Origin of the sequence: Glaciecola sp. KUL10 (genome assembly GCF_003203515.1) — a bacterium.
In the GTDB taxonomy this organism is placed as follows: Bacteria; Pseudomonadota; Gammaproteobacteria; order Enterobacterales; family Alteromonadaceae; genus Glaciecola.
In genome coordinates, this window is sequence record NZ_BGNG01000004.1 from 184,202 (window position 1) to 206,564 (window position 22,363).

The 22,363-nt window shown below is 41.7% G+C and carries 16 protein-coding genes; 9 read left to right on the top strand and 7 right to left on the bottom strand.

The window, feature by feature from the left end; all coding sequences use genetic code 11:
• Positions 1-86 precede the first annotated feature (86 nt).
• On the bottom strand, positions 87-3,425 hold the full coding sequence (locus tag KUL10_RS08925; protein WP_110428572.1) for a glycosyl hydrolase: 3,339 nt from the start codon (positions 3,423-3,425) through the stop codon (positions 87-89).
• Positions 3,426-3,669: 244 nt separating this feature from the next.
• Here KUL10_RS08925 and KUL10_RS08930 point away from each other — a divergent pair, with 244 nt between their 5' ends.
• A complete protein-coding gene (locus KUL10_RS08930; RefSeq protein WP_110428573.1) occupies positions 3,670-3,963 on the top strand; it encodes an AI-2E family transporter in 294 nt (97 codons plus the stop codon).
• A gap of 97 nt (positions 3,964-4,060) precedes the next feature.
• On the opposite strand, the gene KUL10_RS08935 is transcribed toward KUL10_RS08930, so the two are convergent.
• Complete coding sequence (locus KUL10_RS08935) at positions 4,061-5,536, bottom strand: S41 family peptidase (protein ID WP_110428574.1); 1,476 nt, start codon at positions 5,534-5,536, stop codon at positions 4,061-4,063.
• 122 nt (positions 5,537-5,658) lie between these two features.
• On the opposite strand from KUL10_RS08935, the gene KUL10_RS08940 reads away from it, so the two are divergent.
• From KUL10_RS08940 to KUL10_RS08960, 5 genes are all read left to right on the top strand, one after another.
• A complete protein-coding gene (locus tag KUL10_RS08940; RefSeq protein ID WP_110428575.1) occupies positions 5,659-6,903 on the top strand; it encodes a winged helix-turn-helix domain-containing protein in 1,245 nt (414 codons plus the stop codon).
• Positions 6,904-7,289: 386 nt separating this feature from the next.
• The gene (locus KUL10_RS08945; protein WP_110428576.1) at positions 7,290-7,841 is read left to right on the top strand and encodes a peptide deformylase; all 552 of its coding nucleotides are present in this window, start codon (positions 7,290-7,292) and stop codon (positions 7,839-7,841) included.
• 136 nt (positions 7,842-7,977) lie between these two features.
• On the top strand, positions 7,978-9,018 hold the full coding sequence (locus tag KUL10_RS08950; protein ID WP_110428577.1) for a diguanylate cyclase domain-containing protein: 1,041 nt from the start codon (positions 7,978-7,980) through the stop codon (positions 9,016-9,018).
• A gap of 117 nt (positions 9,019-9,135) precedes the next feature.
• Complete coding sequence (locus tag KUL10_RS08955; RefSeq protein ID WP_110428578.1) at positions 9,136-10,530, top strand: efflux RND transporter periplasmic adaptor subunit; 1,395 nt, start codon at positions 9,136-9,138, stop codon at positions 10,528-10,530.
• An 11-nt stretch (positions 10,531-10,541) separates the two neighbouring features.
• Complete coding sequence (locus KUL10_RS08960) at positions 10,542-13,667, top strand: efflux RND transporter permease subunit (protein WP_110428579.1); 3,126 nt, start codon at positions 10,542-10,544, stop codon at positions 13,665-13,667.
• Between the two features lie 83 nt (positions 13,668-13,750).
• On the opposite strand, the gene KUL10_RS08965 is transcribed toward KUL10_RS08960, so the two are convergent.
• Both KUL10_RS08965 and KUL10_RS08970 read right to left on the bottom strand, forming a co-directional pair.
• Positions 13,751-14,212 carry a malate synthase gene (locus KUL10_RS08965; RefSeq protein ID WP_110428580.1) on the bottom strand — a complete coding sequence of 154 codons (462 nt, stop codon included), beginning with the start codon at positions 14,210-14,212 and terminating at the stop codon, positions 13,751-13,753.
• A 162-nt stretch (positions 14,213-14,374) separates the two neighbouring features.
• Positions 14,375-15,517 (bottom strand): acyltransferase family protein, encoded by a 1,143-nt coding sequence (locus KUL10_RS08970; RefSeq protein WP_110428581.1) that lies wholly within the window; start codon positions 15,515-15,517, stop codon positions 14,375-14,377.
• 103 nt (positions 15,518-15,620) lie between these two features.
• Between KUL10_RS08970 and KUL10_RS08975 the strand changes: the two genes are divergently transcribed.
• Positions 15,621-16,529, top strand: coding sequence for a LytTR family DNA-binding domain-containing protein (locus KUL10_RS08975; protein WP_110428582.1), 909 nt, complete (start codon positions 15,621-15,623; stop codon positions 16,527-16,529).
• 17 nt (positions 16,530-16,546) lie between these two features.
• Here the strand turns inward: KUL10_RS08975 and KUL10_RS08980 are convergent, their stop codons facing one another.
• On the bottom strand, positions 16,547-17,305 hold the full coding sequence (locus KUL10_RS08980) for an RNA methyltransferase (protein WP_110428583.1): 759 nt from the start codon (positions 17,303-17,305) through the stop codon (positions 16,547-16,549).
• Positions 17,306-17,440: 135 nt separating this feature from the next.
• Here KUL10_RS08980 and rlmE point away from each other — a divergent pair, with 135 nt between their 5' ends.
• Positions 17,441-18,061 carry a 23S rRNA (uridine(2552)-2'-O)-methyltransferase RlmE gene (gene rlmE / locus KUL10_RS08985; RefSeq protein ID WP_110428584.1) on the top strand — a complete coding sequence of 207 codons (621 nt, stop codon included), beginning with the start codon at positions 17,441-17,443 and terminating at the stop codon, positions 18,059-18,061.
• A gap of 17 nt (positions 18,062-18,078) precedes the next feature.
• On the opposite strand, the gene KUL10_RS08990 is transcribed toward rlmE, so the two are convergent.
• Positions 18,079-19,044 carry a diguanylate cyclase domain-containing protein gene (locus KUL10_RS08990; RefSeq protein WP_110428585.1) on the bottom strand — a complete coding sequence of 322 codons (966 nt, stop codon included), beginning with the start codon at positions 19,042-19,044 and terminating at the stop codon, positions 18,079-18,081.
• Between the two features lie 210 nt (positions 19,045-19,254).
• Between KUL10_RS08990 and speA the strand changes: the two genes are divergently transcribed.
• Positions 19,255-21,177: a biosynthetic arginine decarboxylase gene (gene speA / locus KUL10_RS08995; RefSeq protein ID WP_110428586.1), complete on the top strand. Its 1,923-nt coding sequence runs from the start codon at positions 19,255-19,257 to the stop codon at positions 21,175-21,177.
• A 17-nt stretch (positions 21,178-21,194) separates the two neighbouring features.
• Here speA and KUL10_RS09000 read toward each other — a convergent pair whose 3' ends face one another.
• Complete coding sequence (locus KUL10_RS09000) at positions 21,195-22,343, bottom strand: serine hydrolase (RefSeq protein ID WP_110428587.1); 1,149 nt, start codon at positions 22,341-22,343, stop codon at positions 21,195-21,197.
• Positions 22,344-22,363: the final 20 nt, after the last annotated feature.

Below are 22,363 nucleotides of genomic sequence, written 5' to 3' on the forward strand. Positions count from 1 at the left end.
TGAGCAGTTTAGCTAAAACAAAATCAGAAATAGCTTATTTAGCCCTTTGTATCCTCAAATCTAAAACACGATATCAAAAACAAGCGTCACATTTTAATTAGTCTCACGGGGCCTAATAAACCGGAAGACTGTAGCTTTTGTTTTTCAATATCCCTGAAAAAATTGAATCCGGTAAATGTAACGCGTTCGCTTTTAGGGGGAGCTTCATCTGCCACTAACCAGGGCACAGTATCTCCCGTCATCTTATAGCCACTAGTGTCGGGTAAAGATTCATCGCCGATTAGTCGGTTAACCCAAGTATTGGTTACCGCTATTGAGATCTGGTTAGCGCCTGGTTTCAGTGCAGAGCGGATATTGACTGCAAAAGGTGGTTTCCATAGTGTTTTTAGCTTTTGTCCATTAACGCTGAGTTCGGCAATTTGCTGAACTTCACCCAAGTCTAGGTATATCGGTTTCTGGGTTTGTAGATCATTGGCGTTCACATGAATGCTTTTCGTGTAATGCGCTGTGCCAGAGTAATGCTTCACTCCGTAAAGAGAATGATCTTTCCAGTTTATCAAACGCGGAAACTCAATTATTCCTGGTCCAGCATACTTAGGATTAAATTCAACAGTCCAGCTACCACTTATGACCTCAGTCTTGCTCATTGAATCATCGAGACTGTTAATTAGCACGTCTTTCACTAATTGAGAATGATTACCCGTATATTGTGGTATCTGCGTGTCGCGACGAATCAAGATAAAGCGGCTACCGTATGGTTCTATGCTTAGCTTGCCGCGCAATCGATGATGATAGTTTAGATTTGGGTTGGCTCTCGTTTCTGCACCGCTTTTGGAATTTGTGCCTTCAATCGTATCGAGTCTCTCAATAGTCCCATCATCAATGTTCCATATTTCGGCGATGCCGTTACCATCTCGCATATCAATTTCGATGTGTTGTAGTACAGCTTGGTCGTTATGAAAAAAATATAGGGTGTTTTCACCAATGCGTCGTTTAGCGAAGTGCTTAACAGGCTGGTCATCGATATACAAATCTGGCTGAATATTCAATTGCGCTATCGTGTCTATTAATGGAAGACTGCTCATGGTGCCTTTTTTATAGCTGCGTATGGTATTGCTTGAATTGCCCCACAATTTGTTGGCTAGGGATTCAAATGCTTTTCTGTCTTCCCATTCGCTGTAACCAATCACATGTTGAGGTTTTTCGCCCACGATAGTCGCGCCAGCAGCCAGTAATTTTTCGATTTGTGTGAGTGTCTTAAAATGAAGATAATCCGTTCTGCTAAGTATAAGCGCTCGATAGCGTGTGCCCTCTGGTAGCACCAAATAGCCATTGTCTACACTTAGCCTATTGATCAAAACATCGGTATTGACATGATCAAAATTAAAGCCTTCTGGAACATATTCGCGCTTGGTGACTCTCAATGGGGCAATGTCCCCAAGGTGGACAAGAAAATCCGAATCAGGCACGCCTTGTTGTAAAAGGTATGAGCCTCGAGCCAAATAATCAAACCACTCAACCGCACCGTTTTTCCACCACGTCTGTGTTCTATCAATATGCGAGCCTATAGAGTCCATAGTCATACCCGGCTTTATATTGTTATTGGGTTGATGTGCAAAGCGATGAAACATGGTCTCATTGATGCCTCGAGCCCACATATTGTCTCCATGATGTTTATAAAAGTATGGATGCCCGTACCAATTTACCAAGGTCGATGTAAAGGCTTCGGCCGATACGATGTTTTTACCATAAATATGCGCTGACGAAATCGCAGCTTCAATGCGGCCGTGATAATACTGTTCACCGTAATAGGGCGCTTTCACCCAAAACTCGCCCATCATCCGATCGGCTTTGCCCCCTGCAGCAAGTTCGTCAAAGGGCCCCCAACCATAGGGTTCGATATATGATTCTAGGCCATATTGATTGGCTAAGCGGGTAAATTCTCCATAGTAGTTTTCTACCATAAGATCCGATAAATGTTGTCTAAATTCTTGCAGCACTGCGCCAGTGTGTTCAGGAGACTCGATAACTCGCCCTGTCATTGTCGGTAGCCAAGGTATAAAGTCGTAGTCAAATTTGTCTGTAAAGCTCTGCTCGATGCCACTTGTCCAGTTTTGTCCTCCTACCTCGTAGCTATCAATCTCGGTGGTTTTTATACTATTGATATTGAGTGCTTTGGTCTTAATGACTAGCTTGCCGACATATTGATCAAAATGAAAGGCCAGTGCTTTCGGATCAAATTTGTCTACTTCTAAGCCTTCACCTTCAAAGGTTGCTGGCACGTTAAATGCCCCTGTACTTGTGTAACCAAAGCGTAAAACTCGCCAGTTTCCTTCAGGTAATCTAATGCCGTCTTTAGGCAAGTCTCCACGGTTTAATACTAAGACATTATCAAATTTTGTGATCGCTTCACTTGGTAATTGAGGAGCTAAACTCAAGCGGCCTCGCTCCATCGCGTTTAAAGAAAACCAGTCATTAAATCTAGGAATAGACCACATATCAAAGCGCTTTAAGGTAATCGGTTTGGTAAACACAATTCTAAAAAATTTAGCTTCATACCCATCTGTGGCATGATCAACTAATTGTGGGCTAAATGCCCATAATCGAGCGCCTGGACGCGGGCGACGAAGCTTTTCAACTACGGTAGTAAAGTTGACTCCGTCATTAGATATCTGAAGTGATGCTTCACCATGTCGGTTTGGCGTTTCGATATGAAGACTGCGTAATTTGCCCGCTCGTACTAGCTCAAATTGAACCCAGTAGTTTTCTTCTTCATTTTTCGTAAAGCTGACAGTGGTATCCCAGTCCTTATCCGTTAGCAAACTTGGATTCAAGGATGGGTCAGAGAAACTCACCTTCGCATTTGAGAAAGGATTGTGTTGATTGTAAGTGTTTTCAGGAAGTGCAATAAGGGCAATATCACGATAAAACCCTTGATAATATCCGGGCTGAGGAGGAAGGTAATTTTGGCCACCAGATACCGTCTGTTCAGACCAAGTAATCCGTTTCATAGACATTTCTGGAGTGACCCACGGACCGCCACTTGAGGTCCAACCATCGGCATTATGGAGACCAAATTCGATATTGTTTTTTTCGGCTTCGGCCGCGGCATGCACAAGGTGATCAAAAAATTCGTCGGTTCCAAAACGTATCGGGCCGCGCGAAGAAAAAGGGAAATTTCTGCGATGTATATGAAAAAATATAGCACCGCCAATGCCGGCCTCACTCATTGCCTTAAAGTCGCCAGTAAACCCCGACTTGTTGAGATTTCCATTCATTGCATGCATCCAAGTTTTCGGCTGGTAGTTTTGTGGAGGTTGCGAAAATATTTGAGGGTCTAATGTGTCAGCGCTTGCTTTTACAACTACACCTAGTGCACTCAAACAAAGCGTTAGGAATATCGAATACGAGGTAACATTGTTCATTAATCTGTCTTTAACATTCATTCGTTGCGTTCATCCAGTTGTTTTTATGAATACGCACGTTTGAGATGTTTTTTGAGGAGGTGTGCGAACATGATTGTAAATGCAATATTGTGATTATTTTTGAAAAAATGTAAAGTTAAATTATTAGATATTAAGGGTTTGTAATAAGTTGAACTTAACGTAATTTTAGGTTCACTAGAGGTGTAAGTAAACTACACAAAATAAATTGGTGGCAAGGACGCAATTGTCGGAAGCTACAAACAAATACACGTATCAACGTCACCGACCAGAGCAAATAGTGCTGTATCAATTGGGCGCGGTCACCGCAATGTCATTGTACCTTGTCCGTATGCCTGATCCATTACTCTGGGGAGTACTAGTTGCTATGCTTAATTTCATACCATATGTCGGAATGATGATTGGTATGTGTGTACTAGCACTCGCAGCAACAGTCGAATTTGGATTTACGCTGAACATTTTAATTCCGCTAGCATGCTATGCAGGTTTGAACTTGTTAGATACGCATTTTTTGAATTGAAGATTGGCCGAAAATAGGTAGACCTTGTTGAAGCAATAGAATAAAAAGCGCACAAAAACCTGCGCGCTTATTCTGTGAACATTGACGTCATCGATTCTTATAAATTGTCGAGAATCTCAGGAAGCGTGTCTAAGTTAATGTGCTCAATTACCACATCAGGCGTTACTGGGCCGGCGTCAGTATCGCCGGAAGGTCGAATAATATGCGCCTTTGGAAAGCCCACTTGAATACCTGTATTATTCAGGGTAAATGTTTCCATCGATGCATAAGTTGTTGCAAAGTCGACACTGGGTTGCCCAATCACCTTACCAAAACCATAATCTTTGACAATCGCGGCAAGTGAAACAGCGTTTGAATAACTTGTGCGATCAATCAAAACAAAAATATCACCTTCAAATTGTTTGTCTTTTCTAGGCAGCGCTTTATCCATGTTAAACTCGAATACTGTTCCTGCAGGATTAGATTCATAGGCCTGTGCTAGTTTGAGCGATACTGCATTGTCGCCGTTAGGGTTTGCATCTATTCTTGATTGATTAGCGTGCTTGGCATGCACAGATGAACGAATAAGAAACGTAGACGTAAACTTGAACGGTTGATTTGCAAACCAAGCAATCAGCGGGTCGCTAAAAGAATTGGTGCCACCTGGGTTATTGCGCACATCAATCACTAATGCTTTTGCCCCCTTTTCTATAAAAGACTCAAACGCGCTATCAATAAATGCAACAAAGTCAGTATTGTTCCACACATCGGCAGGATCTTCAGCATTGTAAAATGGGCCCGGTTTTAAATAGGCAACTGAGCTTGATAAAAACGTAAATTCTCGCAGTTTCTCAGTATTTTCATCTTGTTGTTTGTTTTCTAGATTGCTTGCTAAAGTGTTTGCGGCATCGATCCTATTCTGTAACTCTTTACGAGTTAAGTGCTTAACATCAAGCATCCTAGATTTTTCATCGTTTACTACGCAGATTGTAGTTGCCTCACGAACAGCACCTTGCTGTAGGTCTTGCAACCACAAATATTTTGGCAACATAAATTCAAGTAGCGATGCGGCAATATCGGATGTATCTGATGAGATGTGTTGCCTCAAAGCCTTAAAAACGGCATCGACGTTTTTGCCGTTTATGTGGGTAATTTGAGTATCTTTCTTAAGCCCATGTGACGAATAATCTTCCGATACAAACCATTTATCGTTTTTAATCCGTACATAAATTGGAAAAGCAGTACCACCTTGCTCGCGGTATTCAGTATATTCTGCGTCTGGAAAAGGAATATATGCGTGGGCAATATTGCCGAAAGCGACAAATTGTTGAAATAAGATTTGTGCTTGAATAGGGCTTAGTGGCTCGCTAAGCTGTTTTTTTATTTCTGCATATTTTGTATCGTACTGCGCTTTGCTTACATTAGCGAATAAGTTGATATGCGAGGCTTTGAGGTCAGTATAAAGCTGTGTAAAATCTGCTTGGAGCTTATCTGACTGTATTTTGTTTGCTTGTAGATACCCAGATTGTTGTTCGTTAGCAAACGATATTGTACTTGAGAGTGCAAATAACATCACAAAAAATAGTGTTTTCATAAAGAACCTTATTGATGATTGCTAGAGCACAAAGCTTTTCATAAGCCGCTGAAAATTAACATGTTTGAAAGCTCTTTTTAAGCTGACAAAAACCTGACACAATACAAATAAAAGAGTAATTGATGAGTCATCTGTCAACAACCAACCACACTGCTTTCAACGAGACTGCTGTGCATTTTGGCGATTGGACATTTAACTATAGTGAAAATTCGCTGGTTAATACTAGCACCAGCAGCATTCAAAGGCTTGAACCAAAAATAGCAGATTTGCTCAATGTTTTTCTCCTTTCCAACGGCGAGGTTTTGTCACGCGACTACCTTATTGCTGAACTATGGCCAAATACCATTGTGGGTGAAGACACCTTAGCAAGGACGGTATCGAGATTACGTTCAGAATTGTCAGATTCTGCAAGTGCCCCCAAATTTATCGAAACCATTCCTAAAAAAGGCTATCGATTTATTGAAAAGGTGAAACCTGCGGGCATGCCAAACAAAACAACAATTTCAGTGGTGAAAATTGTAGGTGTGCCAATGGCCATTTTAATTTTGTTATTGATCGCTTGGTTGTTAATTCCCAACTCCGAAAGTGACCAAATCCAAGAACAATTATCGAGAGCTGATAGTTTGTATATGCAATTTGATGAACAAAGCAACGAAGCGGCGATTGCTCTATATGAACAAGTATTATTAATAGACGACGACAACGCTCGCGCTAATGCTGGCGTTGCCAATGCAATTGTACAGCGCCTTGTGCGTTGGCCATCAGCAGAATATAGCGTAGACAACTCTGGCGTGTCGTTAACTAAGGCGTTAGCATCTGGTCAGTTATCGACCCCGCAAGCTAAACTTATGCTTGAACGAGCAAAGTTGATTGCCGAAAAAGCCGTTAGGCAATCACCTGAAGATGTACACGCGCTAAAGTCACTCGGCTTCGTATATTCCGCCCAAGGACAAATTAACCAAGCGATAGAGCAATATCGCCGTGCCATTAACATAGACTCCAACGCTTGGCGCTCACTTATTAACTTAGGCGAACTATACTCACTCAATAATGAAAAGGAAAACTCCCTTAATACGTTTATTGACGCTTACCAAGCTATGCAAATTAAGTTTTCAGAAGAGCCACAACACATTGGCCCATGGCAACCTGAACTAGGCAAAATCATTGCGTCTTCTTATGTAGAATTAGGAGATGAAGAAAACGCGCAACGTTGGGCAGAAAAAGTATTAACCCTAGTGCCTTTTGAACGTGAGGCGTCTACTATACTTGTAGAATCTTTGAGAAGAAGTGGGAAACAAAGCGAGTCACAGAAACTTTGTAACGCATACGCAGCTAAGCTTGCGCCGTTGAAAGTATGTGCCGAATAGCAAGTACGCTAGAATCAAATTGTACAAGGTTATTAGTTACAGCTACAAGAGGTGAATTGCAATCGATACTATTCACCACAATTGGCCTATATTTCTTATTTAAAGTCATTTCAGACTTGGTTCATGGTGCAGTTTCGCTATGTTTATCAGCGATTCAGTTTTTGATAACCCAAGCGTTCAACACTACTATAAAGCATCTATAAAATGAAACGCAGCTTCATATACAAAAGCATCCTAGCTCTTTTCAAATTACAAACACAATCTGATAAAAACTAGCAAGTAGTAGGCAAATTTCCAAGCAACCCAAATAATTCCCTTTGGCCTGAATAATAATCTACCGTCAAAAGGTCTCATTAAATATTCAAAGCCTGCATTGGGAGATAAATATGAGAATAAAACAACTTGGACACCCCATTCTTCGGACCGAATCAGTTGCTGTACCGGTTGAAAAAATCACCTCTGATGATGTGCAGCTCACCCTTCAATTCATGAAAGACACTTTAAATGGCATAAAGGCGATTTCTGATGAAAATGGAAATGCTTTGTCTGCGCCACAGGTCGGGCATGCTATCAGAGCGATTATGCTACGAATTGATGGTGTCTTTACCCCCATGATTAATCCAACTTTTACGCGAATGTCTGATGAAATGTTCGAATTTGAAGAAGAGTGTTTCAGTTTGTACAACGTGCGCGCAAAAGTATTGCGTTATCAAGAAGTCGACGTTCATTATTACGATGACAAGGGTTTGGAATTTACAAAAACATTGACTGGTGAATTTGCAGGACTTGTTCAACACGAAGTAGATCATTTAAATGGCGTGTTTTTTCTGGATAGGGTCGACGACAAGGAAAGCTTGACCACGGTCGACTATATTTTAAATGATAATCCTGAGCGCTTAAAGACGGTTAAACAGATGATGGCGTATATGGCAGGATGAGATGAATTGATAAGCCAAAACGATGGGCTTTGTGAGGGCCTACAATCTATGGATATCTAACGGTTTAGTCGTCTAATAGATTCAAATAAAACAAAATTCAGTCGATACAAGGGCTCATCAATAAGATGGGAAAAATGTGTTTTCAACTAATAAATATACAGCCGGACTTGTAAGAAAAACTGCAATTATTGCTACTACATTGGGCATGGTAGGCGCTTTAACAATGTATGTGTTTGGCAATCAGGCTGCGGAGCTTAGCTGGATTGCGTTAGCAGGCAATATTATTTTATTGACCATGTTGTGTTTTATTTTGTGTTGTCCAAATTATAAACATAATGCCTTTATCCTAATTTTTAGCATATCCTTTGCGATTCTGTTCATGGCGATTTTTTCAGGCGGCGTTTACAGTCGCATGTCGGTGCTTATCCCTATTCTTCCGATAATGATGTGCTTACTTTTGCAAAAGCGGCAGGCAATTGTGCTAACGGCTATATTGGTCACTACTTGCCTTTCAATGACTATTTTTCGAGATAGCATCCCTAACTTCAGTAATCTAGAAGTCGGAGAGCAAGAGTTATTTGTAAAAACGCTTTGGTTAGTAATGGCTCAAATTTTAGCCTTGTTTTTTGCGTTAGCATTCGTAGATATCAACTCAAAACTAACTATCAAGTTGGAGGCTTCCGGTACTTCAGAAATGCAGGGAAAACTAATTGATAAATCAGCGATTTTTAAATACGCAGAATTGAGTTTATTGAAAATAGCAAATAGTGGTCACTCTGACAGACTAATAACGTTTATGCTTGTTGAGTCGAATACCTCGGCCGAACAACAAACACTGTTTAGCAATGAAGCAATATTAAAACATATCGGAAAGGCTATTCAGCGTTTATCGAAAAGTGAGACAGACCTTATTGGGGAATTGACGGAACACAGATTGTTAGTTTGTTTACATCATTCAAGGAGTAATCAAGCGAGTGATAGGGCGAACCAAATCATTGATACTATTAGGCGCAAGGCCCCTATACCGGATTTAACGGTAAACATCGGTTACATAAGTGTAGACCATAAGGTTTCGGTCGATTTCAGCAGTTTGCTCTCAATCACCGAAATTGCATTGAACAAAGCTAAAGAGCAAGGAGTTAACACTTTTGTCGATTACGCTAAGATCAAAAAGTAAGCGTCTAAACAGTCTTTCTAAAACATTAAAATAAATTAACACAAGCCTACAAAGCTTTTATTTTAGTATAGCCGTATTGGTTATTGTCAAAAGTAAGATTAATGAAAAGTAGGCCTCATGCAAGATTCAACAAACGAACAAGCAACATATAATAAAAAAGTGCCGTGGTTGGTGCATGCGATTGTGTCGGTCATTATATTGGCAGTGGCGTTTGGCGTCATTTCTATGATGTTTTCGAGTAAGCCAGAGGCTAAACGATGGGGAGGTAGTCGTTCTGCACCCAGCGTGGCTGTCGAAGTGACTAACTTACAATCCGAAAACTATGAAATTTGGATAGAGTCTTACGGTACAGCCGAACCGCTGACACAAACCAACCTTGTCAGTGATGTTAGTGGAAGAGTGATCTCTGTCGAGCCAAAGATTCGAGCAGGTGAAGCCTTTAGAGAAGGTGATTTGCTGGTCAAAATCGATGATCGCGATTTTAAAATACAGTTAGACATAGCTGAATCTGCCGCGGCTGATGCAAACTTACGATATCTGCAAGAAGTAGCTGAAGCAGAACTCGCTGCTCAGCAATGGAACAAGCCGCCTGAAAGCGAAGCCGCGAGATTACTAGCATTAAGAGAGCCGCAGGTAGCTGCCGCAAAAGCTGCGCTTAATGCTGCACAAGCAAGGGTCGAACAGGCAAAGTTAAATCTAGCCAGGACAGAAATACGCGCACCTTTTGACGGCAAAGTACTGCGACAAATGGTGGATGTCGGCCAAGTTGTTTCACCTAGTCAATCCATTGCTGAAATCTACAGCACTGATGAGATAGAGGTGCGACTGCCTATCAAAATTGCTGACTTAGAAAATTTAGTGCTTCCAGAGTCGCTTGATGCTCAGGCTGGTTCTAGTATGATCGCGGCTGCACCTGCCGTGAGGTTTAGCAGTAAAATAGGCGGTAAAAATTACCTTTGGGACGGACAAATTGTAAGAAGTGAAGGCGCATTTGATCCAGCAACAAGAATGCTTTACGTAGTGGCGAGTATCAATAATCCTTTTATCGCAAACGAGAAACGCCCAGCTATTCGCGTAGGTCAGTTTTTACAGGCTGAAGTACAAGGTCAAACGCTCAGTAATGTTTATGTCATCCCTCGTAGAGCAGTATCGCAAGATAATGTGATTAGCATTGCATCTGAAGGTTTTCTAAAGAAATACGCAATCGATCCCCTATGGACGGATAGCAGAAATGTCATTGTGTCTGCATCAAGCTCGGATGCAAACGGCACGCAGTTGTTAGCTCAAAACGATAAACTGATTCTTACTCCAACGGCTAACATTGTTAATGGTACACGCGTAAAAGCACTTGGTGAAGCTGATGAAAGGCCATCGCGAGGCAGGCCTGAAAGAGTCAGCCAAGCTGAAGAAAAATCAAAAGAAGCTAGCATTAAACAGACTGACAGTTCAGAAACAATAGCAGCTAACAATAAAACTGCATCGAGCGCTAATGTCAGCGCTTCTCAACCATAGGGGTCAGAATAATGATTGCATGGTTTGCTAAAAACGACGTCGCTGCCAATATTTTATTGTGCGTAATTATGATTTCAGGCTTGTATGTGGTGATGAATAAAATCCCCGTGGATTTATTCCCTGCTATCGAGCAGCGCAGTGTACAAGTATCAATGAGTCTACCGGGTGCATCTCCTCAGGAAGTTGAAGAGGGCATTTCAATAAGAATAGAAGAAGCTGTTCAGGATCTTGAGGGAATTCGCGAGATTACTTCGCGCAGTAATGAAGGTAGCGCCTCAGTTACTATTCAAGTTGAAGAAGGCTTTGATGTTAGGCAGATGCTTGATGATGTAAAAATCAGAGTGGATGCAATTAGTAACTTCCCTGTAGATGCTGAAAACCTGTTAATACAAGTTCCTCAATGGCGACGCGATGCAATAGGCGTGATGATTTATGGCGAATATGATGCCGTCACACTGCGACGCTTTGCCGATGATATACGCGATGAAATATCTGCCTTACCAGCGGTTTCGCAAGTCGAAATCAGTAACACCTTACCTTTTGAAATTTCGATTGAAATTCCTGAGATGATACTTCGCCAATACGACTTAACGCTTGAGCAAGTATCTGGAATTTTGCGCCAAAATTCGACCGATGTTTCCGCCGGTAATTTAAAAACAGAAGGTGGTGACATCTTTATTCGTAGCAGAGGCCAAGCTTATCGTGCAACAGAGTTTGCTGATATTCCGGTTATCACAACCCAAGACGGCACCATGATTAAGTTAGGTGATATCGCGACGATCAAAGATGGCTTTGAAGAAACACCGCTTCGAATGCGCTTTAATGGTGTACCAACGGTTGAAATTGAAGTCTTTCGCACCGGCGATGAAAGCATTGTTGAAGTGACAGAAGCGGTTAGACAATATATCGAACAAAAACAAAGTCAAATGCCGCAAGGCATGACAATCGATTACTGGCGGGATCGCAGTGAGCCGATTAAAGCTAGGTTGGAAACACTGACCAAAAGCGCCTGGCAAGGTGCATTGTTGGTCATCATTTTACTGGCTTTGTTTTTAAGGCCGTCAGTGGCTTTTTGGGTTTGCCTTGGCATTCCGATGACATTTATGGGCGCGTTTTTGTTTATGCCTTTATTTGATGTCAGTTTAAATCTAATGTCCTTATTTGCGTTTATTTTGGTACTGGGGATCGTGGTTGATGATGCAATTGTTACTGGAGAAAACGTATATTCCCACCTTCAGCGCGGAGAAGATCCGTTGCAAGCTGCGATTAAAGGTACACAAGAAGTTGCGGTGCCGGTTACCTTCGGAATACTAACCACAGCGGCTGCGTTTTTACCCTTAGCTTTTCAAACAGGACGCGGAAGTTGGTATGCTGCGATCCCCTTTGTGATTATTCCCGTGTTGTTGTTTTCTTTGATTGAATCAAAGTTCATTTTGCCTGCTCATTTGAAACGCGTGAAGCCAAGGTTACCTGGCCAAAAGCCGTCTAAGTTTTCAATGGTTCAACAGAAAATAGCGACATCGCTTGAACGTATGATCGAGCGTTTTTATCAACCTGCGTTGGCACAAGCGATGCGCTGGCGATACGCAACATGGGTTGCCATGTTCGCCGCGCTATTGATCATCATTGGTGCTATTGCATCGGGACAAACCAAGTTTATTTTCTTCCCTCGTGTGCAAAGTGAAGTGGCAACTGCGAATGTTGTGATGCCAGCAGGTACGGCGTTTGAAAGCACTGATCGTATTGTCGCAGCCATGACTGTCCACGCTAAGTCGCTTCAAGAAAAATATCGTGACACGGATACCGGTGAATCAGTGGTCAGAAACATCTATTCAATTAGCGGCGGACGCAATTCAACAACGGGTCGTGTGCAGATAGATTTAATTCCACCAGAATCACGCCCGATTGATGTCAGTACACGCGAGATAGTTAACGAGTGGCGACAGTTAGTCGGTCAAGTAGCTGGGGCAGAGCAACTTAACTACCGCGCAGAAATTGGCGGTTGGGGTGGCTCACCTATCGATATTGAACTCAAAGGTCGAGACGTTGACGCCTTGAGTGAATTAGGCGAAAAACTCAAAGACCAATTAAGGGGCTATGCTGCGGTTTCAGATATTGAAGATTCGCTATCTGATGGTAAAGAAGAGCTCCAACTTGAGTTAAAACCCGAAGCTAGATTACTTGGACTAGACTTAAATACTGTCGCACGACAAGTACGTCAAGCAGTGTTTGGGTTTGAAGTGCAGCGCGTTCAACGTGGCCGCGAAGAAGTCAGAGTGATGGTGCGTTATCCGCTTGAAGCAAGGCAATCTATCGAAACGCTAGAGCAGATGATGATCAGAATTGGACCTAATCAAGAAGTGCCGCTTTGGCAAGTCGCTGATGTATTTCCTGGGCTCAGTCCAAATACAATCTTGCGTGTCGATCGCCAGCGCACACTGACCGTCTCAGCAGATTTTGACAAAGAGGGGGGCAATTTATCCTTGGTTCAAGAAGAAGTCGGTCGTTGGTTATCAGACGAAATAGCAGCCTATCCGGGCACTTATTTTGAAATGGCGGGCGAAGCCAGAGATCAGCAAGAGTCTTCGCAAGGCTTATTAGTCGGTTCGGCTGCGCTAGCGATTCTTATTTATATCTTATTGGCCATTCCTTTTAAGTCTTACTCGCAACCGATCATTGTCATGTCGGTAATACCATTTGGCTTGGTGGGAGCGGTGATTGGGCATTGGATAATGGGCATGGATCTCACGCTACTTAGTTTTATGGGAATGCTTGCTTTGTCGGGTGTTGTGGTTAACGACTCGCTGGTATTGGTTGACTACGTTAATCAAAAACGCAAGCAAGGCGTCAGCCTGAAAGAGGCAGTATATAACGCTGGTGGACGTCGTTTCAGACCAGTTTTACTCACTTCCTTAACGACCTTTGCGGGATTGATGCCTTTGCTTTTTGAAAAATCAACACAAGCACAGTTTCTAATTCCAATGGCAGTCAGCCTTGGCTTCGGTATCCTGTTTGCGACCTTAATTACTTTGTTTATAGTGCCGGTAAATTACTTGATACTCGAAGATATCAAAGCTTACCTTAGGCGCTACAAATCAGATATGAAAGGGTTGATAAAAGCGAAGTCTACTTCGTAGTTTGCTAATGCAGCGAAGTTAATAAATGGCGTTACTAAAAAAGCCTAGCATTTGCTAGGCTTTGTTTTAGATAAAAGTACACCTTAAACGGTGTAATCAGACCCATCAGGGCAAGTAAACGTTCTTTGAGTAGCTTGCTCAATCTGCACGTCTAGGATGCAGTTAGTTCTTCCCTGCTTTTCTTTTGCACACTGCGCTAGCATGATTTCTGCATGCAAACCATTTTCGCATAATACGATCGCTTCAGGTGTTTCTTTATGGCCGCTAAGCGCTACAAACTGCTTAGGGTGTTCTAGTCCACAATGTGACCCGTCTTCAAAAAAGGCCATTAAATGTCTGAAGTACACTACATACTGCTTAACGTTTTTGTGTGATCCCGATTGCAGAGGAAAACGCTGGTCTAGCATTTCCATAATCGTTTCGTCATTGTCAAACAGGTTTTGTGCACTCGTCCAACGAGTAGCCGCGACTTGCATGACCTGTGCGTTAGCAATTGTATTGGCTTCTACGTTAAGCTTACTGGCGTTAAATGCTGGCATGTTCATGTCAAATTCTCCAAGGCGTTTTATAAGTCTTTTGCCCAACTGGGCTAGTGATACTTGTTATGCTTAATTGCATGATTAGATACTAGCGTATAAATTTGACAAATTTCACAAAAGAAATTTCACAATGTAAATTTTACAAAACTTACGGCCTTGGTCTTAATTTTAAACCTTAAGTCCAAACAGCACTCGAGTGCCTTTTGAATACTTTATAAGTTCAAAGCCTAAATAGCAACCCAATAGCGTGCCACTTAATACAAGCCACCATTCATATTGAGCAGCTACGCCAAAAGGCTTTAGAGAATAAGCAATGATAACAATCAAAGTTTGGTGCAAGATATACCAAGGCAAAATGGCCTCATTGGCATAAGTCGCAAAAGGATTAGTCTTAGTAAGATATTTCCCCGCTAAACCCAGTGCAGCCAATATCCAAGCCCAGTGACTGATAATAAATACCGTTCCGTAAAACCCTTTAACCCAAGTGGAGCTAGTATAAAGTGCCGCAAGAGGTGCGAATATGCCATTGCGATCAGCAACAATAAAAATATAGCCAGCCAGCGCAACGGCTAAAAAGTAAAAGCGCTTATCAATGATGCAATTCCACCAAGACTGCTGTTGTGCCAGCAAGTAACCAGCAACAAAAACTGAAAAGTATTTAGCGTGATTATACCAATCATCGGTTAAGCCATGCGTACTTGGGTATTCAATTCTTAGTTGCATGTAAGCTAACAACATCAACAGAATGACAGCGACTAGGAAAACCCAAATTGGTAGGCTTTTAAACACCTCAGGGTCTGTGAATCTTTTTGTAAGAGGGCTAAAGCACAACACGATGACACTGTAGACAAATAGATAGGGCAAAAACCACAAATGATTCCACGTGAGCAAGGCAATTGATGATTGCTGCTCAGATAAAAGTATTGTCTGTGGATTGATGTATTCCAACCAAAAATCTATAAATGGCATATCGATAAGTCCTCTATCCATGCTCTCAATATAAGCTTGTGGGGCAACGATGAAGTACATGCCGAATAAAAGGGGAATCACTAAGCGGGTAAAACGCATTTTCAAAAGGCTTAGAGGCGTATATTTTTGTGCCACCAAAGACAATGCCATGGCGCTGATAAAAAATAAAAGCGACATTCTCCACGGATTGGTCATTACCATCAGTTCTTGAAGCCAACGATAAGTTGTTTCGCTTTTAATGTGCCAGCCCCAATCCAAGACGTAATACATACCAATGTGATAAAAAATGAGTACAAAAAAGGCGATGATTCTTAAGTTGTCGAGATCATGTCTGCGATTCATGTTTGTTCCCCAATCGGTTTATTTTAAGATAGAACAAGCATGTGAATTTTTATTGACTTAAGATAGTACAAACTAGTTGAGTTGCTGCAAAAAGGGATAAGTGGTGGCATACAGTGATGAAAAAATCGCGGCTTTTTTCCAAGCCTATGATAAGCACCGATACGCATATAGTTATGCTTTGATTGCCGTTTATTTATTTTTGAATAACACCATAAACGCATCGAGCGTTTGGATAGAACGAACACGCGATGGCGTCCAAGAACTAAGCATGTGGGAGCCATATACTTGGGAGTACACAAGCGCGTTTGCCGTGTTTTTAGTGTTGCCTATTATGTTCTATTGGTTTAAACGTTTTCCGCCCACCTTCAGTCATATCCCTAAACAAATTATCCTGCACATTCTGGCATCTATTGTGTTTTCAATCGTTCATATATTATTGATGGTCTTGATGCGAGAGGCTATTTATTCACTTGCAGGTGGAAATTATAACTTTGGCGCTATCTTGAGTGAATTTTGGTATGAATATCGAAAAGACGCGTGGGGATATGCGTTTTGGTTGGTAACCTACAATGTCGTGAGTATGTTGTATCGACGTTTGCGCGGCGATGCTAACTTGATACAAGATGAAAGTAGTGAAACTTCAATCCAAACAACTCCCTTGTCTCCAGAATTTTTATTGGTCAAAAAGCTCGACAAAGAATTTCTGGTCAAAGTCCAAGATATCGAATTTATTGAGTCGTCAGGCAATTACGTTAATTTATACAAAGAAGGGCGAATCTACCCTTTAAGAGGTACGCTTGCCAAAATCGTAGAGCGCTTAACTCAAGCTGGATTTAGCCGTACTCATCGCAGTTATGCGGTTAATCACTCTGCTATCGAATCCATCGAATACGTGAGTAGCGGCGATGGCACGTTGACACTTAAATCAGGTAAAACACTGCCTTTGTCGCGTAGATATAAGGAGTCATTCAAACAAGTCTTTGAGTTGACCAATCAATCGTCAGCTATATAAGTGTTAAACAGACACTACTATGAAGAAATCGCAAAGGCACAAATATTAACCGCGCTAGATAAATTGAGTGAATCAATTTTGCCACTGCCTTCAATCGTAAATGCACTTGTTGAATCAAGCGAACAAATTGATGATGGAATGCCGCGCGCTTCGTTGCCAAACAAATAGCAATCAAAGGCTTTAAATTCAGGCGATGTGATTGAATCACCCGCAAGATCTAAATACGCATAATTATTAAAGCGTGTCAGCAATGAGCTTAGTCCAACCTCTAATTCAATCGGCAAATGAAAAATCGCGCCCATGCTTGCACGCACCACTTTGGAATTAAATGGATCGACACTGTTGGGACTTAGTAACAGGGTGAAATTACCAAACCATGCTAATGTGCGGATGATTGTGCCTAAGTTGCCTGGATCCTGAATTTCATGAAGATAAATGTATTTGGGAGGCTGACTGTTTGTCGTTGCTGTATTTTTTTGCGAAACATTTACATGGCTAGACATTGGCACCATCGCGATGATTCCCTGAGGTGTTTTGGTATCGCTGATATTTGCCATTTGCTTTTGATTGAGCACGACCGTTTTGAATTTGCTATTTAAGCCTTTTACAAAATCTTGATTGTCTTGGGTTATATACAAGGTAACTGCGTTAGCCAACTCGTTATCGCTCATCGCTTTATCTAACTCTAGCACCAAATGTTCACCTTCAACTAAATAGCATTGATGTTGATTGCGATATTTTTTCTGATGTAGCTTTTTAACTTCATCTAGTTTCATAAGCGATTAATTCTTGTAATTCAGTCGACAGATATTGTGAACTTGCATTATAACATTTTGAAAAATCATTGCTCAGGCATACTGCTCACCCTTACAATACCCGCGATTAAACTCTTAACACGGTGACACGAGCAAATGGCAAAGTCGAAAACAAGCAAAAAATGGATGGAAGAGCACGTTAACGACCCTTATGTCAAAAAAGCTCAGCAAGACGGTTACCGTTCACGAGCAAGTTACAAGCTTATTGAAATAAATCAAAAAGATCAGCTGTTTAAGGCAGGTCAAACCGTCATGGACTTAGGCAGTGCACCAGGTGGTTGGTCTCAAATTGTTGCACCCGTTGTGGGTGAGCAAGGCACCGTGATTGCCTCAGATATACTGCCGATGGATTCGATATTGGGTGTCAACTTTGTGCAAGGTGACTTTACTGATGAAGCTGTTTACGAGCAAATATTGTCAAAGCTTGATGGTAAAAAAGCCGATACGGTGATCTCGGATATGGCACCTAATCTAAGTGGTGTGAATACTGCCGATCAATATTCGTCAATGTATCTGGTTGAACTTGCGTTAGATATGGCGAGAAATGTGTTGAAACCCAATGGGAATTTCTGTGCAAAGGTGTTTCAAGGCGTTGGTTACGATGAATACTTAAAAGACGTGAAAAGCTCGTTTAGCAAAGTAGTTATCCGCAAGCCCGATGCATCAAGGCCGCGTTCTAGAGAAGTGTATATAGTGGCAAAAGGATATAAGGCTTAAATACTAACTAGCACCTATTACTTTTCTACACTCCCTTTCTTTTGTTGGGAGTTTTCAAAACCAATCACTTCATTAACTTCGTATATTCGCCCGCGCCCACGTTGTTGAGCTTCAAATAATAAATCGTCGGCAGCTTTGTAAAGCATTTCAGGCGTTCCGCCGCCCGCAGGAGCCGCAACCGACAAACCGATAGTGCAAGTCAATTTAGGCACCAAAGACGTGTTTGTGGTGCGAGATGGGTCAAACATAGCGATGATTTGCTTAGCTTTTTGTAACGCACCAGTATGGCTACAATCAGGTAAAAGCAAAGCAAATACATCGTTTTCTAAAGTAGATACAAGATCACCGGGTCTACTGCCTACATTTGAGAGTGAGTCTGCAACACTTGCTAAAACAGAGTTATGAGCTTCTTCACCATGCTCGTCTTGAACTTTCCCCAAATCGTCAATTTCGATCAACAGCAAAGACATATGATGCCAATACCTAGCGCAACGGGACCATTCTTTGGATAACACCTCATGAAACTTGGCTGTATTGGGAAGATGCGTCAGTGGATCAATAAAAATAAGCGATTCTAGGCGTTTAGTTCTTTTATACAGCGCTACATGTCGTTTTATACGAGCAACAAGCTCGGTAATCATGGGCGGTTTGGTGACAAAGTCAGCGCCCCCTAACTCAAATGCTTGAGATTTTATTGTCGGCCCCGTTAAAGCAGATATAAAAATGATAGGAATGTCTTTGGTAAATTGATTTTCTTTGAGACGTGAACACAGCTGTAACCCGTCTTCGTTGGGCATCATGATGTCTAAGATTATGCAATCTGGTAGAGGTGCTCGATTTAAAATATCCCAACCCTCTTTAGCCGATGGTGCAAAAGACATATCAAAGTGCTTGGTGAGGCCATTAAAATATAGCTTCAACTCAAGTTCGCTATCATCGATAACGAGCACTTTAGTGTTGCCATTTGACGCTTCCATAATCATGTGTGTTGTCTACCCATTAGTTGACTCATTTAAATCTAGGTTACTTCCAAGCTATAGCACGATGCTACGACGTTTTGTCTGATTAGTATATTAAACATTAGTGTTGATAGAGCTTAAATCAACCATTTTTGACAAATAAATAGTCAGTTTTTAATTATTCATTATAATACGCGCTCTTTTGTCTTGGGCAGCAGCACTGAGGTATTACATATGACCGTTAACAAACAAGCTTGGTCGATTGAAGAAGCGGATAGAGTATATGGCGTCTCTGGATGGGGCGGTGGCTATTTTAAAGTGGGTAACAATGGCAATATCCATATTGCTGCAGATCCTACAAACCCTAATGTTAGCATTGACTTTCAGGCTGTCGTGAACGAAATCGTTGAAGAAGGTATTCAATTTCCTGTGGTTGTGCGCTTTCACGATATTCTGCGCGCTCAGGTCATCAATATAAATGAAACCTTTGCTAAGGTGATCGGCGAAGCAGGTTATCAAGGTCAATATCGAGGTGTTTACCCCATCAAGGTAAATCAAATGCGGGAAGTTGTCGAAGAAATTGTTGATGCTGGCGCACCCTATCACTATGGTTTAGAAGCTGGCTCAAAGTCAGAATTATTAGCCGTTCTTGCCTTAAATACAAATGCTGAATCACTCACTATTCTTAATGGTTACAAGGATGAAGAGTTTATTCGGCTTGCACTCCTAGGCAGAAAACTCGGCCGTAAAGTTGTGGTGGTTATCGAAAAATATTCAGAGCTTTTACTGCTAGTTAAACTATCTAAAGAGCTGGGTATTGAACCTATCATTGGCCTTCGCTCAAAAATGACTGCCAAAGGTAAAGGAAAATGGCAGGGCTCCAGTGGTGATCGTGCTAAGTTTGGCTTGACGATTCCTGAAATAATTAATGCTGCACGCTATTTGGAAGCTGAGGGCATGTCTAATACCCTTCAGTTACTGCATTTTCATATTGGTAGTCAACTACCTGATATTCGTTCTATTAAAAATGCGGTAAATGAAAGCGCTAGGATATATACCGAACTTCATAAAATGGGGTTTGAGCTCAAATACGTGGATGTTGGTGGCGGTTTAGGAATTGATTATGACGGCAGTAAGTCGAGTAATGATTCATCGGTTAACTACAGCTTGCATGAATACGTCGCCGACGTCGTGTATGGGATGAAAGAAGTCTGTGATTTAGAGGGGATTCCGCACCCATCCCTGGTTACTGAAAGCGGAAGAGCAATCACCGCGCATCACAGTTGTGTAGTGACTGAGGTTGTCGGCGAGATTAAAGCCGACGGAGCTCAGCTGGATACTGAAGCCCTAGATGGCGAGCATATATTGCTAAAGAATATGCGAGAACTGCGCGACTACTTGACTCCAGATTTAAATCTACAAGAGGTATTTAACGACGCTTCCCAATGGAAAGAACAAGCTGTGGAAGCTTTTAAATTGCGCGTTGTTAGCCTAGAAGAACTAGGGAAAATAGAAACACTTTACTGGCAAATTATGCGCCGCCTACAGTCAATGTATACTCAGATAGATTTTGTACCAGAAGAATTACAAGATCTTGATTTCACGCTTTCTTCTCAATATTTGTGTAATTTTTCGGTGTTTCAATCGGCGGCTGATACATGGGCTATCGACCAACTCTTGCCTGTTGTGCCATTATCCGGCATGCACGAAGCGCCCGATAGTTTTTGTTCAATTGTGGATATCACATGTGATAGTGATGGAAAATTAGATCAATTTGTTGTTGATAGAAATATTGAAAACGTGCTGCCAATTCGCAAAATCCCTGCAGGTGAAAAGTATTATTTAGGCCTATTTTTGACTGGGGCCTATCAAGACGTGATGGGTGATATGCATAATCTATTTGGTCGCTTAAACGAAGTTCACATCTTTAGCTATGACGATGATCCCAAAGACTTCTATATCGAAGAAGTTGTAAAAGGGTCGTCGGTTGAAAATGTATTAAACGTTATGCAATACCATCCAAGTGCCATGGCGCTTGATGTCAAACGAATGATAGATAAAGAGGTGGCAGGCGGTACCATTCCACCACGTGAAGGTGTGCGTTGGACTGATTTTTATGAACAGTGTTTGGCTGGTTATACCTATTTGAAGACTTAGTAATAAACCACGCTAAACTATTTGAGCGCCAATTTGTGCTGAGCAATTTGGCGCTTCCAGAACTCGGCAGTCGTTTGGTTAATTAAGTTAGATTCTGCGTTCATGAGCATCACGTAACCGACTCCCAATTCAGGTGAAAACGACACATCGGCTCGGTAGCCTTGAACCCATCCGCCATGATAGTTTATTTTCACGCCATCGAAATTGTATATGCGCCAACCCAAACCGTAGTGTGCGGTTTGTAAGTGCTCTCTCCAGTTGCGCCTTCTCAGTTCTTGTACCGTTTTTACGCGTGGATGAGTGAGCTCTTTAATCATGTTGTCATTGATTACGTCTGGGTATTGATGCAGCATCGCACGTAACCAAATTTCCATGTCAGATGCACTAGCGTTAACACCTGCGGCAGGTCCAAAACGATAGTAGTTATCCTTTACCCTCACCTTAACCCATTTACGTTTATCGATCGCGACATGCGGTTTTGCCCAGCTCTTTGAGTTTGTAAGCCCCTGCTTACCTACGCTTGCATGTGGCATTTGAAGAGGAGCGATGATGTTCATTAGAAGCGCTTCTTCAAATGAAGAATCTATGGCTTGATAGTAGTGTTCTAGAACACCAAAAAGTGTATTTTGATAAGTGTAGCAATATCCAGGTTTACACAAAGAATCTAATTTTTCTAAGTGCTTTAGTACACGAGGTAATTTATAGTTTGCTTCGATTAAATTGTCATATGCGTTTGGTGTAAAGCCGGTAGACTGGCCTACTAGGTGGCGCAACAAAATAGGTTTATCTGTGTAGTTATCGATCTTGTACTCTGGGGCAAGTTTCGCTAGAGGTATTTGCCAATCAAGGGTTTGTTCAGCGTTTTGCTTCGAAATAAGTGCTGCAGTGAAAGTTTTAGAAACAGAAGCGAGCCTAAATACAGTGTCTTTATCTATTTTGGCACCTTTCTTTTCAACAGTGCCATAGGTATCGATGTATGCTGGCTCATCATTTGATACAACGACAATAGCAAACCCAGGTACGTTGTCTTGTTTGGCCAGCGCTTTAATATCGCTAGAGTACTGCTTTAACCACGCTTGATCTTCACTGGCAAATGCACTGGGAAATGCGAGAAGGCTTAGCGACAAAGCGAAAATATAAATAGAATTTTTAAAGAATGCTAACAAAGGTGGTATGACCTTGACAT